The organism is Sagittula sp. NFXS13, from assembly GCF_040148795.1.
Classification (GTDB): domain Bacteria; phylum Pseudomonadota; class Alphaproteobacteria; order Rhodobacterales; family Rhodobacteraceae; genus Sagittula; species Sagittula marina.
In genome coordinates this window covers 186,578-200,916 of sequence record NZ_JAGEMH010000007.1, presented here as the reverse complement: position 1 = coordinate 200,916, position 14,339 = coordinate 186,578, and the positions used below count along the sequence as shown (strand labels likewise).

The 14,339-nt window shown below is 64.6% G+C and carries 15 protein-coding genes and 1 pseudogene; 5 read left to right on the top strand and 11 right to left on the bottom strand.

Annotated elements, in window-relative coordinates; genetic code table 11:
* Nucleotides 1-89: 89 nt before the first annotated feature.
* Genes cobS through cobU form a run of 3 tightly spaced genes read right to left on the bottom strand, consistent with a single transcriptional unit; the run spans nt 90 to nt 2,338 of the window.
* Complete coding sequence (gene cobS / locus J4E08_RS15445; protein WP_349539259.1) at nt 90-821, bottom strand: adenosylcobinamide-GDP ribazoletransferase; 732 nt, start codon at nt 819-821, stop codon at nt 90-92.
* Nucleotides 814-1,830, bottom strand: a complete 1,017-nt coding sequence (cobT, locus tag J4E08_RS15440) for a nicotinate-nucleotide--dimethylbenzimidazole phosphoribosyltransferase (RefSeq protein ID WP_349539258.1) — start codon at nt 1,828-1,830, stop codon at nt 814-816. The genes cobS and cobT overlap by 8 nt, the downstream gene beginning before the upstream one ends.
* Nucleotides 1,814-2,338: a bifunctional adenosylcobinamide kinase/adenosylcobinamide-phosphate guanylyltransferase gene (cobU, locus tag J4E08_RS15435; protein ID WP_349539257.1), complete on the bottom strand. Its 525-nt coding sequence runs from the start codon at nt 2,336-2,338 to the stop codon at nt 1,814-1,816. Before cobU ends, cobT begins: the two co-directional genes overlap by 17 nt.
* 73 nt (nt 2,339-2,411) lie before the next feature.
* On the opposite strand from cobU, the gene J4E08_RS15430 reads away from it, so the two are divergent.
* From J4E08_RS15430 to cobD, 4 genes are read left to right on the top strand one after another with little or no spacing between them, the layout of a single operon-like run.
* Nucleotides 2,412-2,993 carry a histidine phosphatase family protein gene (locus J4E08_RS15430; protein WP_349539256.1) on the top strand — a complete coding sequence of 194 codons (582 nt, stop codon included), beginning with the start codon at nt 2,412-2,414 and terminating at the stop codon, nt 2,991-2,993.
* Nucleotides 2,990-3,754 (top strand): hypothetical protein, encoded by a 765-nt coding sequence (locus J4E08_RS15425; RefSeq protein ID WP_349539255.1) that lies wholly within the window; start codon nt 2,990-2,992, stop codon nt 3,752-3,754. Before J4E08_RS15430 ends, J4E08_RS15425 begins: the two co-directional genes overlap by 4 nt.
* Nucleotides 3,751-4,677, top strand: coding sequence for an adenosylcobinamide-phosphate synthase CbiB (gene cbiB / locus J4E08_RS15420; protein ID WP_349539254.1), 927 nt, complete (start codon nt 3,751-3,753; stop codon nt 4,675-4,677). The genes J4E08_RS15425 and cbiB overlap by 4 nt, the downstream gene beginning before the upstream one ends.
* Nucleotides 4,678-4,686: 9 nt before the next feature.
* The gene (cobD, locus tag J4E08_RS15415) at nt 4,687-5,652 is read left to right on the top strand and encodes a threonine-phosphate decarboxylase CobD (protein WP_349539253.1); all 966 of its coding nucleotides are present in this window, start codon (nt 4,687-4,689) and stop codon (nt 5,650-5,652) included.
* Between the two features lie 202 nt (nt 5,653-5,854).
* Here the strand turns inward: cobD and J4E08_RS15410 are convergent, their stop codons facing one another.
* The 8 genes and pseudogenes from J4E08_RS15410 to J4E08_RS15375 form a co-directional block, all read right to left on the bottom strand.
* Nucleotides 5,855-7,108 (bottom strand): saccharopine dehydrogenase family protein, encoded by a 1,254-nt coding sequence (locus tag J4E08_RS15410; RefSeq protein ID WP_349539251.1) that lies wholly within the window; start codon nt 7,106-7,108, stop codon nt 5,855-5,857.
* A gap of 43 nt (nt 7,109-7,151) precedes the next feature.
* The gene (locus tag J4E08_RS15405) at nt 7,152-8,243 is read right to left on the bottom strand and encodes a carboxynorspermidine decarboxylase (RefSeq protein WP_349539250.1); all 1,092 of its coding nucleotides are present in this window, start codon (nt 8,241-8,243) and stop codon (nt 7,152-7,154) included.
* Between the two features lie 96 nt (nt 8,244-8,339).
* Nucleotides 8,340-9,785, bottom strand: coding sequence for a cobyric acid synthase (locus J4E08_RS15400; protein ID WP_349539249.1), 1,446 nt, complete (start codon nt 9,783-9,785; stop codon nt 8,340-8,342).
* A 65-nt stretch (nt 9,786-9,850) separates the two neighbouring features.
* Nucleotides 9,851-10,114 carry a YrhK family protein gene (locus J4E08_RS15395; RefSeq protein ID WP_349539248.1) on the bottom strand — a complete coding sequence of 88 codons (264 nt, stop codon included), beginning with the start codon at nt 10,112-10,114 and terminating at the stop codon, nt 9,851-9,853.
* A gap of 2 nt (nt 10,115-10,116) precedes the next feature.
* On the bottom strand, nt 10,117-10,734 hold the full coding sequence (locus J4E08_RS15390; protein WP_349539247.1) for an HAD family hydrolase: 618 nt from the start codon (nt 10,732-10,734) through the stop codon (nt 10,117-10,119).
* Nucleotides 10,731-11,069 (bottom strand): Lin0512 family protein, encoded by a 339-nt coding sequence (locus J4E08_RS15385; protein ID WP_183965911.1) that lies wholly within the window; start codon nt 11,067-11,069, stop codon nt 10,731-10,733. Before J4E08_RS15385 ends, J4E08_RS15390 begins: the two co-directional genes overlap by 4 nt.
* Nucleotides 11,069-11,410, bottom strand: a pseudogene (locus tag J4E08_RS15380) (Lin0512 family protein). The gene J4E08_RS15385 and the pseudogene J4E08_RS15380 overlap by 1 nt, the downstream one beginning before the upstream one ends.
* Before the next feature lie 105 nt (nt 11,411-11,515).
* The gene (locus J4E08_RS15375; protein WP_349539246.1) at nt 11,516-12,919 is read right to left on the bottom strand and encodes a helix-turn-helix domain-containing protein; all 1,404 of its coding nucleotides are present in this window, start codon (nt 12,917-12,919) and stop codon (nt 11,516-11,518) included.
* A gap of 141 nt (nt 12,920-13,060) precedes the next feature.
* On the opposite strand from J4E08_RS15375, the gene J4E08_RS15370 reads away from it, so the two are divergent.
* Complete coding sequence (locus J4E08_RS15370; protein ID WP_349539245.1) at nt 13,061-14,263, top strand: pyridoxal-phosphate-dependent aminotransferase family protein; 1,203 nt, start codon at nt 13,061-13,063, stop codon at nt 14,261-14,263.
* Nucleotides 14,264-14,339: the final 76 nt, after the last annotated feature.

The window sequence follows — 14,339 nt, the reverse complement described above, 5'->3', positions numbered from 1 at the left end:
GTTCCGCCTCGCTTTCGCGCGGCGACCGTCTGGGGGGCTTTGCCCCCCAGACCCCCCCAAAGCACTTTCCGAAGATAAGGGGCGCTGCGTCAGGTCATGGAGAGAGCGACCAGTGCGCCGGTTTCCGACAGAAGTTGGGTGGCGCCGCAGACGTCTCCGGTCTGGCCACCGATGCGTTTGACGGCGCGGTGGGCCAGGAAGGCCGTGGTGAGCGTTATGCCCAGCAGCGCGGCGATGGCCGGACCCCCGAGCGGTATCATCAGGAGCGCCGTCAGGACGAGGCCCGCGCCATAGGCGCGGCGGGAGGCGCTGGCGGATTGGCCGAGGCCGTCCTCGCGGGCGGAGGGCAGTTCGGTCAGCACCACCAGCATCGCCAAGCGGCTGGCGACGGCGAGGGCCAGCAGGGAGAGCGGGGCGTGAGAGGTGTCCGCCAAGGCGACCACCCAAGCAAGTGAAACCACAACCAAAGCCAGCGCGCCGTAGCTGCCCAGACGGCTGTCGCGCATGATGTCGAGCGCGTGAGCACGGTCACGCCCGCCGCCGAGGCCGTCGGCCACGTCTGCCAGCCCATCGTGGTGCAGCGCGCCTGTCACCATGGCTTGCGCACCGAAGGTCAGGGTGGCGGCCAGAAGGGGCGAGGCGCCCAGTGCGGAAAGTGCCATCCAGATCAGCGCCGTGATCCCGCCCACCAGCACCCCCACAAGCGGGAAAGCCCAGCGCGCATCTGACAGGTCCGGGATGGGATGGGACAGGCGTCCCACCGGCAGGCGCGTGAGGAAAACCACCGCGAGCCGGAGCTCTTTGAGGCGGCGATTAGCCACCTGAGACCTGCGCCTCGGCAAAGGTCGCCATGCCGTTGTGACATTCCAGAGCAGCGCGCAGCACGCCGAGCGCCAGAGCTGCGCCGGACCCTTCGCCCAGGGCCATGTCGAGGGTCAGGACCGGCTGCTTGCCCATGGCGTCGAGCAGGCGCGCGTGGCCGGGTTCGGCGCTTTGGTGGCCGACGATGCAATGGTCCAGAAAGGCCGGATTGGCGGCGAACAACGGCACCACAGCGGCGGTGCAGATGTAGCCGTCAAGGATCACCGGGATGCGGCGGGCGCGGGCCTCGATCACGGCGCCGCAGATGGCGGCCTGTTCGCGGCCCCCGTAGGCGCGCAGCAGGTCGAGGCCGCGCGCCTTGGCGTGCAAGCTGCGCCCCTGTTCGATCACGCGGGCCTTCAGCGCCTTGCCGTCGTCGTCCGATCCGGTGCCACGTCCGACCCAGTCTGCGGCGTCCCCGCCAAAGGCGGCGCAGGCGAGAGCGGCGGCCACGGTGGAATTGCCGATGCCCATTTCGCCAAGGATCAGGATGGACGCGCTGGGCGGAATGGCTTTTGCCCCGGCCTGCATGGCGCTGAGCACTTCGGCCTCGGTCATGGCCTCGGTTTCCGAGAAATCGGCAGTGGGGGCGTCAAGCTCCAGCGCCACCACGTCAAGATCCGCGCCGGACGCGCGACACAGTTGGTTAATCGCGGCGCCCCCGGATTTGAAGTTCGCGACCATCTGGGCTGTGACCTCTTGGGGGAAGGGATTCACCCCCTTGTCGCAGATGCCGTGATTGCCCGCGAAAATCAGCGCCTGTGCCTGACCGATGGAAGGGTGCGCGCTCTTTTGCCATCCTGCCATGAAGCTGGCCAGATCCTCGAGCCGGCCCAGGGATTTCGGCGGTTTGGTGAGGTTGCCCTGGCGGGTTTCGGCGGCTGCGATGGCGTCCGTGTCCGCCTGTGGCAGCGTTTCGGCAAGGGCTGCGACCTCGGCCAGCGTGGTCAGATCAGAGAGGGTTGTCATTGGGTTTCACCTTGATTGGGCAGCCGGCGACGGTGAGGATCACGGTGTCCGAGACCTCTGCCACGCGGCGGTTGAGCCATCCTGCGGCGTCGCGAAAGTCGCGCGCCAGCTTGTTTTCGGGGACGATCCCTGCGCCGACCTCGTTGGTCACCAGGACCACGGGGGCCGTCTGGCGGGTCAGCGCATCGGCGAGGGTTTCCCCTGCCGCACGCCAGTCGTGATCGCCGAGCATCAGATTCGTCAGCCACAGTGTCAGGCAATCCACCAGCCGAGGGTCGCCGCCGTCGGTGCGGTCCAGCGCCTCCACCAGATGGAGCGGCACGTGATGGTTGGACCATTCCGGGCCGCGCCGGGCCTGATGGGTGGCGATACGGTCGCGCATCTCGTCATCCCAGGCCTCCGCCGTGGCGATGTAGACCGCGCGACCTGTGGGGCGCAGGGCCAAGCGTTCGGCCAGTTCCGATTTGCCAGAGCGCACGCCGCCGGTGATGAGTATCGACTTTTCCATTGCGTCGTGAAAAAGCAGGTTCGCTCCGGTTTGAAAAGCCTCAAAATCCGTGGGCGTTCGGCTGGGGAGCGACATGACCGACAGACGACCTGAACTGGTCCTGATACGACACGCCCCTGTGGCGGTGCCCGGACGGCTGGCAGGGCGGACCGATTTCCCGGCGCGGCTTGATCCAGAGGCTGTGGCACGCCTGCAGGCGCTGCTGCCGGACGTGGCTGCGGTGATCTCCAGCCCGGCGCAGCGCTGTGTCACGACGGCCGCAGCGGTGTTTCCGGGCGCGGATGTGGCAACGGATGCACGGTTGTGGGAGCAGGATTTCGGAACGTATGACGGTGCGCTTTTGGCGGATTTGCCAGACCTTGGCCCGCTCTCGTCCGAGGCGCTGGCCGCGCACCGCTGGCCGGAGGGAGAGAGTTTTTCCACCGTGTGCACGCGGGTTGCCCCTGCATTGATGGACGCGGCGATGCGGGCACAAACGGAAGGACCCTTGGCGGTCGTGGCCCATGCGGGCGTGATCCGAGCGGCCTTGGCGCTGGTTCTCGGGCATGTGCCGGGGGCGCTGGCCTTTGAAATTGCTCCTTTGTCGGTGACGCGTTTGGGGGTCTGGCAAGGCCGCCCGGTGTCGATCCGGCAGGTGAATGGGGGCGGGGTATGACCTCGGTTGCCGGGCATTTCGGGGAATGGCTGCAAGGGCTTATGGGTGGACGTGTCGTGCTGGTAACGATGGCGTGCCCTGCGTTGCAGGCACATGCGGGCGGCGCGCTGCGTCTTTTCCCTGCGGATGCGATGGTGCGGTTTTGCGAGCTGCTTGGGCTGGCGGGGCCGGTGCCGGGCGTGACGCTGGACATGCCTGCGGGTGGCGGGGCCGGGGCCTCGACCGCCGCACTGGTGGCCGTTGCGCGCGCCATGGGGTTCGAGGGAAGCCCCGACGATCTGGCCCGCGCTTGCCTGAACACCGAGGGGGCCTGTGATCCGCTGATGTTTGACGCGCCGGATCAACTGGTTTGGGCGTCGCGCACCGGGGAGGTTGTCGACCGACTGCCTGCGCCGCCACGCGCGGAGGTGGTCGGTGGCTTCTGGGGGCCGCCGCTGCGGACCAATGGCGTCGATTGTGGTTTCCCGGATGTGACGGACCTGGTGCAGGCGTGGCGCAAGGCGGTCACGTGCCGCGATTTGCCAGCGGCAGCGGCGGTGGCGACGGTCTCGGCGCAGCGCTGTGATGGATTGCGCGGGCCGGGGGATCCGATGGCTGTGCTGGCCGGTGACTTGGGCGCCTTGGGCCGGGTCCGGGCGCATACGGGGTCGGCACGCGGGCTGATCTTTGCGCCCGGCGAGGTGCCGGATACGGCCTGTGATATGCTGCGCGAGGCGGGGCTGACAGGTGTTTTGCGTTTTACCACCGGGGGCGGAGCATGAGCGCGCTGGCGATGTTGCTTGGATTGGCGTCGGAGGCGGCCGTGGGCTGGCCTGACGGGCTGTTCCGTCGGATTGGTCATCCGGTGGTCTGGATCGGTCGGCTTATCTCGGCCTGTGAGAAGCGCTGGAACACCGGGGGCCGCGTACGGCGGGTCGCGCTGGGAGCGGTGACGGTGGTGGTGGTGGTCGCGGTTTGCGCCTGTGGGGCGGCGCTTGTCGCCGGTGTTTTGCCGGGGGGATGGATCGGCGCAGTCCTGACCGGGATTCTGGCGTGGCCCTTTCTTGCGGTTCGGTCCCTGCATGATCACGTGGCCGCCGTGGCGAGGCCCTTGGTACAGGGTGATTTGGCTGGCGCGCGTCAGGCGGTGTCCATGATCGTGGGGCGCGATGTGTCCCGCTTGGACAGCGCTGGCGTCGCCCGTGCCGGAATCGAAAGCCTGGCCGAGAATGCCTCTGACGGGGTGATCGCGCCGTTGTTCTGGGGCGTGTTTGCGGGGTTGCCCGGCATCGTGGCCTATAAGGCGATCAACACGATGGATTCGATGATTGGCCATCGCTCTGACCGGTACGAGGCCTTTGGCAAGGTTGCGGCACGGGTGGATGACGTGGCTAACTGGATCCCCGCGCGGCTGACGGGGGCGTTGTTCGCGCTGGTGGGGGGCATGCGGGCGTGGTCCGTGATGTGGCAGGATGCGAGGGGGCATCGTTCGCCCAACGCAGGTTGGCCAGAAGGCGCCATGGCCGGCGCCTTGGGCGTCCGGCTGTCCGGACCGCGCGTCTACGAAACCCACACCGCGCAGGAGCCTTGGTTGAACGCAGGCGCGCCTGATCCGGACGGGGCAGCGATGCTGCGGGCCTTGCGCCTGTACCGACGCGCGATGATGCTGGCGGCTGCTGTGCTGGTCTGTCTGGCGCTGATCTGAGGAGCGGATATGCGAGATCACGGAGGCAACCTCGACGCGGCGATGGCGCGGTTTGGAGGCGGGGACAACGATTGGGTCGACCTGTCCACGGGCATCAACCGCGTGCCCTATCCCGTGGGGCCGCTTCCCGCGCGCGCCTGGACAGCCCTGCCAACACGCAGCGACATGACCCGGTTGGAGGACGCGGCGCGGCAGGCCTATGGCAGCACGGCAGAGGTTGTCCCGCTCGCCGGTGCGCAAGCGGCCATCCAGTCGGTGCCGTTTCTGCACACCCCCGGAGAGGCGCGGGTTTTATCGCCCACCTACAACGAGCACGCAGCGGCCCTGCGCACTGGTGGCTGGCGCGTGGCACAGGTCGGCGCGCTGTCGGACCTCGCGGGTGCGGATCTGGCGGTGGTGGTGTCGCCGAACAACCCCGATGGCCGGAGCTATGCGCCCGAGGCGTTGCGCGATCTGGCGCAAAGGGTCGGCCTTTTGGTGGTGGACGAAAGCTTTGGCGATGCTCGGCCAGAGGCTTCGGTGGCGCGCGATGCGATGCCTGAGAACGTGGTGGTGCTGCGGTCGTTTGGAAAGTTCTACGGGCTGGCTGGTGTGCGGCTGGGGTTTGCCTTGGGGCAGGGGGCGCTGATGGACCGGATGCGGGCGTTGGCGGGGCCCTGGCCGGTGTCTGGTCCGGGGATCGAGATCGCCTGCGCGGCCCTGTCCGACCGCGCATGGCAGGCACAAACCATAGCGCGCCTGCAGGAGGATTGCGTGCGTATGGATGGCTTGGCATCCCGGGCGGGCTGGACGCTGGTGGGGGGAACCGAGCTGTTCCGGACATATGCCACGCAGGATGCGGCCGGGATACTAGAGCAGCTGGCCGAGGCGCACATCTGGAGCCGGGTGTTCCCTTATGATCCGACGTGGATCAGGCTGGGACTGCCAGCGCCGGAAGAATGGGTGCAGGTGGAGGCGGGCTTTGCGAGCCTGTGACCTCAATGCAGGTTTCTGAATGCCCCTTAATATGGCCCGATGCCTGGTGTGCCCGTCCCAAGGACGGACGGGATTAAAATCGAGCAGCGCCGGGCCCATTCGGGTCCGGTCGCTTACCGGAAACCGGGAAGGGGCCTTCGCGGTCAAACGCAAAAAGGCGAGGCCATCGGCCCCGCCCTCGTGTTCTGGAAGATAAGGCCAATCAGCCTTTGTAGTCGGTCCAGGCCATGTCTTCGCCAGTCAGGCCGCCCTTCATGACGCGCGTCGGCAGGCCGATGCCGTCAAGCAGGGTGAAAAATGGCTTCGGGTCCAGTTCTTCGACGTTTTTCATGGTCTTGGCGTCCCATTCGCCAGTGGCCACCAGCATCGCCGCTGCCACCGGGGGCACGCCTGCGGTGTAGGAAATCCCTTGCGAGCCGACCTCTTCGTAGGCGTCCTTGTGATCGGCCACGTTGTAGACGAAGAGCTCTACATCCTGACCGTTCTTGGTGCCCTTTACCAGATCGCCGATACAGGTCTTGCCGGTATAATCGGGGGCGAGCGAGGCGGGATCGGGCAGGCAGGCCTTGACCACCTTGAGCGGCACAACTTCACCGCCATCAGCCAGCGTCACGGGCTGTTCGGACAGCAGTCCGATGTTTTTCAACACGGTGAACACATTGATGTAGTGGTCGCCAAAGCCCATCCAGAAGCGCACGTCCGCCTGCGGGTAGTTGGTCGCCAGCGAATGCACTTCGTCATGGCCCGACTGGTAGGCTTTCGACGGGCCGACCACCGGCAGATCCCACTCGTGGCCAGAGGCGAACATCGTCGTCTCCTTCCACAGCTGATCTTCCCAGTAATACACCACGCCGGTGAATTCGCGAAAGTTGATCTCCGGATCGAAGTTGGTGGCGAAGAACTTGCCGTGCGAGCCTGCGTTGATGTCCACGATGTCGATGGATTTGACCTCGTCCATCTGGTCGATGGCAAAGCGCGCGAATGCGTTAACGACGCCGGGATCAAAGCCCGCGCCGAGGATCGCGGTCACGCCTTTTTCGGCACATGCGTCGCGGCGCTTCCATTCGTAGTTGGCATACCACGGCGGCGTTTCGCAGATCTTGTCGGGTTCTTCGTGGATCGCGGTGTCGATGTAGGCGACGCCGGTTTCGATGCAGGCGTCGAGCACGTGCATGTTCACGAAGGCGGTGCCGACATTGATGACGATCTGGGCGCCGGTCTTGCGGATCAGTTCGGCCACCTGATCCGATTGCGTCGCATCAACGGCATGTGCCGTGAAGGGGCCGTCCACTTTCATGGCGGATTTTTCATGCACGGAGGCGATGATCTCGTCGCATTTGGACTTTGTCCGGCTGGCGATATGGAGGTCCCCAAGCACATCGTTGTTCTGGGCACATTTATGCGCCACCACTTGCGCGACGCCCCCGGCGCCGATGATGAGAACGTTCTTCTTCAAGCCAGAACTCCCTTTGTTGAAGGCCCCTGAACGGGGCGGTCAATCACGACAGGGCCGCCGCGAAATCGTCATATGTGAAAGAGCGGACAAGCCGCTCCGTGCCGTCCAGCTCGCGAATCGCGATAGAGGGCATTTGCACGCCGTTGAACCAGTTTTTCTTAACCATCGTGTAACCGGCGGCATCCTGTATCGACAGGCGGTCGCCGGGCTTCAGCGCATGGTCGAATTTGAATTCGCCAAAGATATCGCCAGCCAGGCAGGACTTGCCGCAGATCATCCACTCCTGATCGCCGGCTTCCTGCATCTTGGCGCTTTCGCGATAGATCAGCAGGTCGAGCATGTGCGCCTCGATCGAGCTGTCCACGATGGCGAGGTTCTTGCCGTTGTACAGCGTGTCGAGCACCGTGAGTTCCAGCGTGGTGGAGTTGGTGATCGCCGCCTCGCCGGGTTCAAGGTAGACCTGTACCTCGTTTTCGCCCGCAAAGCGTTTGAGCCGCTCGGCAAAGCGGTCCAGCGGGTAGTTTTCGCCGGTGAAATGGATGCCGCCGCCGAGGCTGATCCACTTCATGCGTTTGATCAGCGGGCCAAAGCGCGCCTCGATCTGGCCGAGCATCTCGTCGAACCGCTCGAAGCTGTCGTTTTCGCAGTTGTTGTGGAACATGAATCCGGAGATCAGATCAGCGACCGGTTCGATATCTTCGGGCGTGTGTTCGCCCAGGCGGCTGAACGGGCGTGCCGGGTCGGCAAGGTCAAAGCCGGAGGTCGAGACGCCGGGGTTCACGCGCAGACCACGGGTGTGATTGCGCGACTTTTCCTCGAACCGCTGCAACTGCTGCGCGGTGTTGAAGATCACCTTGTCCGAATTGGCCAGCACTTCGTCGATTTCATTCGGCGCCCAGGCCACGGAATAGGCGTGGGTTTCGCCGGGGAACTTCTCGCGCCCCAGCTTCATCTCGAACAGCGAAGAGGAGGTCGTGCCATCCATGTACTCGCTCATGAAGTCGAAGACCGACCACGTGGCAAAGCATTTGAGCGCAAGCAGGGCTTTGGCGCCGGACTGCTCCCGAAGGTGAGCGATCTTCTCCATATTGGGAAGGAGGCGCGATTTATCGACGAGGTAATATGGGGTCATCATGGGGGTCGGGCCTTTTCTGACGCGAGAAACGACGGCGGTTCGCGCCGCGTGTACCCTGCCTGTTGTCGTGTCGCAATGACCGTAGGACATATGCCGTCAGCGCGCGAGGTCCAGAAGGCCGGGCACATTCAGGTGGGTTTCGAGATGATCGGCCAACGCATCCAGCGTGGCATCCACGGTGCTGTCGTAGCTGTCGCCGGAGGCCGTGACCTGCATCGCGCGCAACCAGGCGGCGCGAAAACCATCGTCGGTGAACATGCCGTGCAGGTAGCTGCCCTGAACCCGCCCGTCGAGGGAGGCCGCCCCTTCGGGTGCACCGTCCAGCGTGGCAAAGGGGCGTGCGCAGTCGGCGCCATCGGTGCGGCCGATGTGGATTTCGTAGCCGTCAAAGGGCAGCCCGGTGGCGGCATGGGTGGCGGTAACGCGGGTGAGGCGTTTGTCGTCGGTCATGCGGGTGGCAACGTCGAGCAAGCCAAGGCCGGGGGTTTCACCTGAAGGCCCCTCGATGCCATCGGGATCCGAGACGGATTGCCCCAGCATCTGGTAGCCGCCGCAGATGCCCAAAGTTCGCCCGCCGCGCCTGTGATGTGCCATCAGGTCCACGTCCCAGCCTTGGGCCCGCAGAAAGGCCAGATCGCCACGTGTGCTTTTGGTGCCGGGCAGGATCACCAGGTCAGCATCCCCGGGGATCGCCTCTCCCGGCTCCAGCATGGTCAGCCGCACGCCCGGCTCTTGCGCCAGCGGATCGAGGTCGTCGAAATTGGCGATGCGTGACAGGTGCAGGCAGACGATATGAAACCCGTCCGGCTTGGGGGCGGAGCGAATGTCCAGCGCGTCCTCCGCCGGCAGTTTCCATGCTTCGCTGAACCAAGGGGCCACGCCGAAACCGGGCCAGCCGGTGCGCTCGGCGATATAGTCGTAGCCGTCGTCGAACAGGCGCGGGTCGCCGCGAAACTTGTTGACGATGAAGCCCTTGATCAGTGCGTTGTCTGGCTTTGACAGGACCGCCTGCGTCCCGACGATCTGGGCGATTACCCCGCCACGATCAATGTCACCGATCAGGACAACCGGCACGCCGCAGGCCTCGGCGAAGCCCATGTTGGCAATGTCATTGGCACGCAGATTGATCTCTGCCGGGGAACCCGCGCCCTCGACGATGACCAGATCATAGGCGTCGCGAAGGCGGGTAAAGCTGTCCTTCACGGCGTCGCGCAGCCGGGGTTTCAGCGCGGGATAATCGCGCGCCTGCGTGCTGGTCACACGCTGGCCCTGCACCACGACCTGCGCGCCATGCTCGGTCTCGGGTTTGAGCAGGACGGGGTTCATGTGCACCGACGGCTCCAGACCGCAGGCGCGGGCCTGCAAAGCCTGAGCGCGTCCGATTTCGCCACCATCCGCCGTCACGGCGGCGTTGTTGGACATGTTCTGCGGTTTGAACGGCGCGACCTTCAGGCCGCGGCGCAGGGCAGCCCGGCACAGCCCGGCCACCAGCATGGATTTCCCGACGTTGGAGCCGGTTCCCTGAAACATGAGTGCGGGCATCTGGCCTCCGGTCCTGCGTGCTGCGTGCTGCGGCGGTGATAGTGCGCGCGCCCGCTCGGGTCCAGTCAGTCCTCGTCATCGCCGGGCAGGGGCAGTTGGGCCAGATGATATTCACGGGCAAAGCGCGAGGCGGGCTTGGCCACGAACAGGGCTGAGCCGATGACGAACAGCCAGGTGGCGGAGTACATGGTGGACTCCCAGAAAAACAGGATCGACCCGATCAGAAAGGCCAGCCCCGCCAGCATGTCGATGGTGGTGTAGAGTTTTTCGTAAAACCCGTAGACTTTTTCATGTTTGCGTGTGGCGTCGTGCAGTTCACTTTTGAACATTCTCATTCCTTGGTTAGTCCCAGTCGTTCGGGCAAGTTAGCGCGCGTGTCTGAGGTGAACAGGAAGGCTTGCCAACCCCGTTTGCGCGCGGCGGCAATGTTTTCCGGTGCATCGTCCACCAGCAGGATCTGCGAAGGTGTCAGCGCTGCCCAGCGTTCGATCCGGGCAAAGAAGCCCGGGTCCGGTTTCGCCACGCCCATCCGCCCGGAGCTGAAGACGTGTTCGACATGCGCGGCGTAGCCCATCTGCGTTTCGATATAGGCGCTGCGGCGTGTTTCGTTGTTGGTCCCGATGACATGGCGGGCCGGGTGCCGTTGCAGCCAGCCCAGCACTTCCGCGTCGGGCAGGGCGGCCTTTCGGAACCAATAGCTTAGCAGGTCTTCTGCTGTGACGGAGGCCCCTTGGGTCGACAGCCAGGCCGCGACTGTGTCGCTCAGGTCGCGCCGTCCGCGCATGATGTCGCGAAGGCGGCCCGAGTCGTTGAGGTGAGCCGACAGGCTCCCTGCGTCCAATCCCAGATCCGCTTTCAATGTTGCGCCCCACGAGAGGTGCCCGCGGCGCGTGTTCGCGTTGAGAACGCCGTCGAAATCCCAGACAATCAGCTGTGGCGACTGGGTCATGACTGTGCGGGCAGGAAGGCCTCCACCGCCGCTTGCGCAATGACAGAGACCTCTCCGCTGTCCGGATTGGTGATGTCCAGCCCGCCGTGTGTGGCCGTGACAGTGGCGCGGCCCCGGGGCAGACTGGCGGACAAGGCGGCGCAATCCACGGCGTCGGGCTGTTGCACGCCGATGGTCACACGGACCTCCATCTGTGTGTGGTCGATGCCCAGGCTCGCCAGCATCGGGATCGACGAATGCCGCAGGGCGTCCTCGATCGCGCGCGCGGCGGCTTTGGTGTAGTCCTGTCCATGCAGGTCGTTGCCCATGCCCATTTCGATGATGAACCGTTGCATCAGATCCCCTCCAGCGCGACGGAAATCGCCACGTTTGCCATGACCGTGGGCAACCCGTCACCATCCGGGCGCGGCACGTCCAGCCCGCCCTTCGTGACCGTCACCGTGACAGTGCCATATGGAAAGACCAGCGCCACGGCGTCGGTATCCACGCGGTCGGGCTGCTGCACGCCCACATCGACGGTGATGCGCATGTCGGACTTATCCTTGCCGAACAGCTCTGCCAGATTGATCGAATTGTGCCAGAGCGCGTTTTCCACGGCACGGCAGGCGGCTTGAGTTTAATCCTGGCGGCGCAGGCTCGTGCCCATGCCGAATTCGGTCAGTAGACGTTTTGCCATCGGTCGTCCTTCGCGGGTTGGGTGCGGCGCGATGAAAGGCTGTTGGGCCGCGCTCTGCAAGGCTTGTCTGGACCGGCGCTGACCGATCCATCGGGATGTGTGGCCCTATGTCGCGTAGCGGGTTGCGCCCCGGCGTGAGGTGTCCACGGGTTTCGACAGCACCAAGGCCTGATGCGCCCGCTGGTCGCAGTTGGCGCGCGGGCAGATCCGGCAATTGATGCCGATCTCGGTGGCGCGCGCCTCTGTCAGGTTCAACGTCTCCGCATAGCCGAGTTCCCGGGCGTGTTCCGTGGCGCAACCGATTGCCACGGCCAGCCGCATATCCTGGGTGTGGCGGGCAAAGCTGGGGCGATCCACCGTGCGCGACAGCACAAAGAACGACGTACGGTCCGGCATTTCCACCACCTGCGACACAATTCGGCCCGGCGTTCTGAAGGAGGCGTGCACCTCCAGCCGGGGGCAGGCGCCGCCGTGCTCTGCGAGGTGAAAGTCGGTGGCGTTGAACCGCTTGGTCACGTTGCCTGCCTTGTCGATGCGCAGGAAAAAGAACGGGATGCCGCGATGCCCGGCGCGTTGCAGGGTGGTGGCGCGGTGGCAGGCCTGTTCGAACGACACGCCGAACCGCACGGCCAAGTGGTCAAAGTCGTATTTGGAGGCGCGCGCTTCCCTGAGGTAGTGGTCGTAGGGCATCAGTACGGCGGCGGCGAAATAGTTGGCCAGTTCAACGCGGCACCGCGCCTGCCCGGTGGGGTCGGACATACCAGCCTCGCCAAGGATGTCTTGCAGCAGATCCTTTTGTTCGATCAAGGCTGTGACATGCACCAGCTGGAAGAGGCGGTTGGGATGATCGAGCGCCTCGGACAGGCGAACCTCGCCTCGGGGCTCGTCGTATTCGCGCAAGGAATCCGGCATTTCGGAGACGGGGACCAGCCGCACGCGCAGGCCCAACTGTTGCCGCAAGCGGGTCTTCAGCGCGAAATACATGTCGTCGGAGGCAACGGTTTCCCCCTCCCAGAACTGTTCGGCGGCGGTCTCCAGGCGTGGAAAATGATTCTGGTTGCGGCGAAAGAAGTGATGCACTGTGGCCTCTGGATTGGCGGCGAGCATTTGCGCGCTGTCCTCCCCTGTTCCGGCCACCGACATAAGTTGATCCGTCGCCGCCAGGTAGGCGCGGTGCAGTTTTACAAAAGCGCCCGCCAGATCAGGGCTATGCACCATCGCCGCCCGCAATTGTGTCAAATCCGGCCGCGATCCTTCGAACAACGGGTCCTGGAGCGCACCGCGAATATCTGCCAGCGCGGCCGTGTCTTCATCCTCTGCAATGTCGCGCCAGTCGACGCCGTAAGCCTCGAACAGCTTCAAAAGCACCGGCACGGATACCGATCTTTCGTTCTTTTCCAGCAGGTTGACATAAGACGTTGAAATGCCGAGCTCGCGCGACATCTGGACCTGCGTGTGGCCATGTTCAATGCGCAAGCGGCGCAGGCGGGGTCCGATAAATGTCTTCATGGTATTTTACAGTATACAGATTGTGACAAGTTCACAATTGTGGATGCTTGTAAACTTTCGCATTTACAGCGCGACCCGGAACCATTTCCCACACGGCTCAGGCGTGTGTCATGACCTGTGTATTGGCGGAGGAGAACGACCATGCACAGCGGACACAGCCACCTGTTTATTCCCGGACCCACCAACGTGCCAGAAGCGGTGCGTCAGGCGATGAACGTCCCCCAGCAGGACATGCGCGCGGCGGATTTCGGTAACCTGACCCTGCCATTGTTCGACGGGCTGAAGCGTGTGTTCAAGACGACCGAGGGAGAGGTCATGATCTTCCCCGGTTCCGGCACAAGCGCCTGGGAGGCCGCGATCACCAACACGCTCAACCCCGGCGATAAGGTGTTGATGGCGCGCTACGGCCAATTTTCGACCCTCTGGGTGAAGATGGCAGAGATGCTGGGGCTGGAGCCGATCGTGGTCGACGTGCCTTGGGGCGCGGGCGTGCCGTGGAAGGAATTCGGCCGCATTCTGGGCCGCGACAAGGATGACGAGATCAAGGCGGTCTTTGTCACCCACAACGAGACCGCGACCGGGGTGGTCAGCGACATCGAGGCGGTCCGCCGCGTGATGGACGAGTGTTTTCACGACGCGTTGCTGTTTGTGGATGGGGTCTCCTCCATCGGATCACTGGATTTTCGCATGGATCAATGGGGCGTCGATCTGGCGGTCACCGGGTCGCAGAAGGGGCTGATGATGCCCGCCGGTCTGGGCATTCTCGGCGTATCCCAAAAGGCGCTGGTCGCGTCCAAAGCCAACACCATGCGCCGCGCCTATTATGATTTCGCAGACATGCAGCAGTTCAACAAGGACGGCTATTTTCCATACACACCGCCAACGCCTTTGCTGCATGGTCTGCGCGCCGCGCTGGGCCTGATCGACGCGGAGGGACTGGAGAACGTCATCGCCCGCCACGCCCGTCTGGCCGAGGGCATCCGACGCGGGGTCGCGGCCTGGGGGCTGGACATCGTTGCCGAGCATCGCTCGCTACAGTCCAACACGGTGACCGCCGTACGCGTGCCTGACACGGTGGATGCGCGCGAGGTGCTGCGCATTGCCTACGAGGATCTCAACTGCTCCTTCGGTTCAGGTCTCGCCCGTCTGGCGGGCAAGGTGTTCCGTATCGGACATCTGGGCAGCTTTAACGAAGGGATGGCGCTGACCGCGCTGTCGCTGGCCGAGCTTGCTCTGGTCAAGGCCGGCGCAAAGGTGCCGCTGGGCGCAGGCGTGGCGGCGGCATCTGGATGGTTGGCTCATGGGGCGCAGACCCCGGACAAGCTGGTCCTCGCCGCCGAATAACGCGGCCCACCGCACATCAAGATTTCTGGAGCCAAGGAGGCCGGACGCTGTGACGCGACCGGACAGGGAGGCTCTG

Bases quoted from the DNA above. Each gene is read 5' to 3' on its own strand.
- cobT (WP_349539258.1), bottom strand. From the start codon at position 1,830: ATGACAACCCTCTCTGATCTGACCACGCTGGCCGAGGTCGCAGCCCTT.
- cobU (WP_349539257.1), bottom strand. From the start codon at position 2,338: ATGGAAAAGTCGATACTCATCACCGGCGGCGTGCGCTCTGGCAAATCG.
- J4E08_RS15430 (WP_349539256.1), top strand. From the start codon at position 2,412: ATGACCGACAGACGACCTGAACTGGTCCTGATACGACACGCCCCTGTG.
- J4E08_RS15425 (WP_349539255.1), top strand. From the start codon at position 2,990: ATGACCTCGGTTGCCGGGCATTTCGGGGAATGGCTGCAAGGGCTTATG.
- cbiB (WP_349539254.1), top strand. From the start codon at position 3,751: ATGAGCGCGCTGGCGATGTTGCTTGGATTGGCGTCGGAGGCGGCCGTG.
- cobD (WP_349539253.1), top strand. From the start codon at position 4,687: ATGCGAGATCACGGAGGCAACCTCGACGCGGCGATGGCGCGGTTTGGA.
- J4E08_RS15405 (WP_349539250.1), bottom strand. From the start codon at position 8,243: ATGATGACCCCATATTACCTCGTCGATAAATCGCGCCTCCTTCCCAAT.
- J4E08_RS15400 (WP_349539249.1), bottom strand. From the start codon at position 9,785: ATGCCCGCACTCATGTTTCAGGGAACCGGCTCCAACGTCGGGAAATCC.
- J4E08_RS15395 (WP_349539248.1), bottom strand. From the start codon at position 10,114: ATGTTCAAAAGTGAACTGCACGACGCCACACGCAAACATGAAAAAGTC.
- J4E08_RS15390 (WP_349539247.1), bottom strand. From the start codon at position 10,734: ATGACCCAGTCGCCACAGCTGATTGTCTGGGATTTCGACGGCGTTCTC.
- J4E08_RS15385 (WP_183965911.1), bottom strand. From the start codon at position 11,069: ATGCAACGGTTCATCATCGAAATGGGCATGGGCAACGACCTGCATGGA.
- J4E08_RS15375 (WP_349539246.1), bottom strand. From the start codon at position 12,919: ATGAAGACATTTATCGGACCCCGCCTGCGCCGCTTGCGCATTGAACAT.
- J4E08_RS15370 (WP_349539245.1), top strand. From the start codon at position 13,061: ATGCACAGCGGACACAGCCACCTGTTTATTCCCGGACCCACCAACGTG.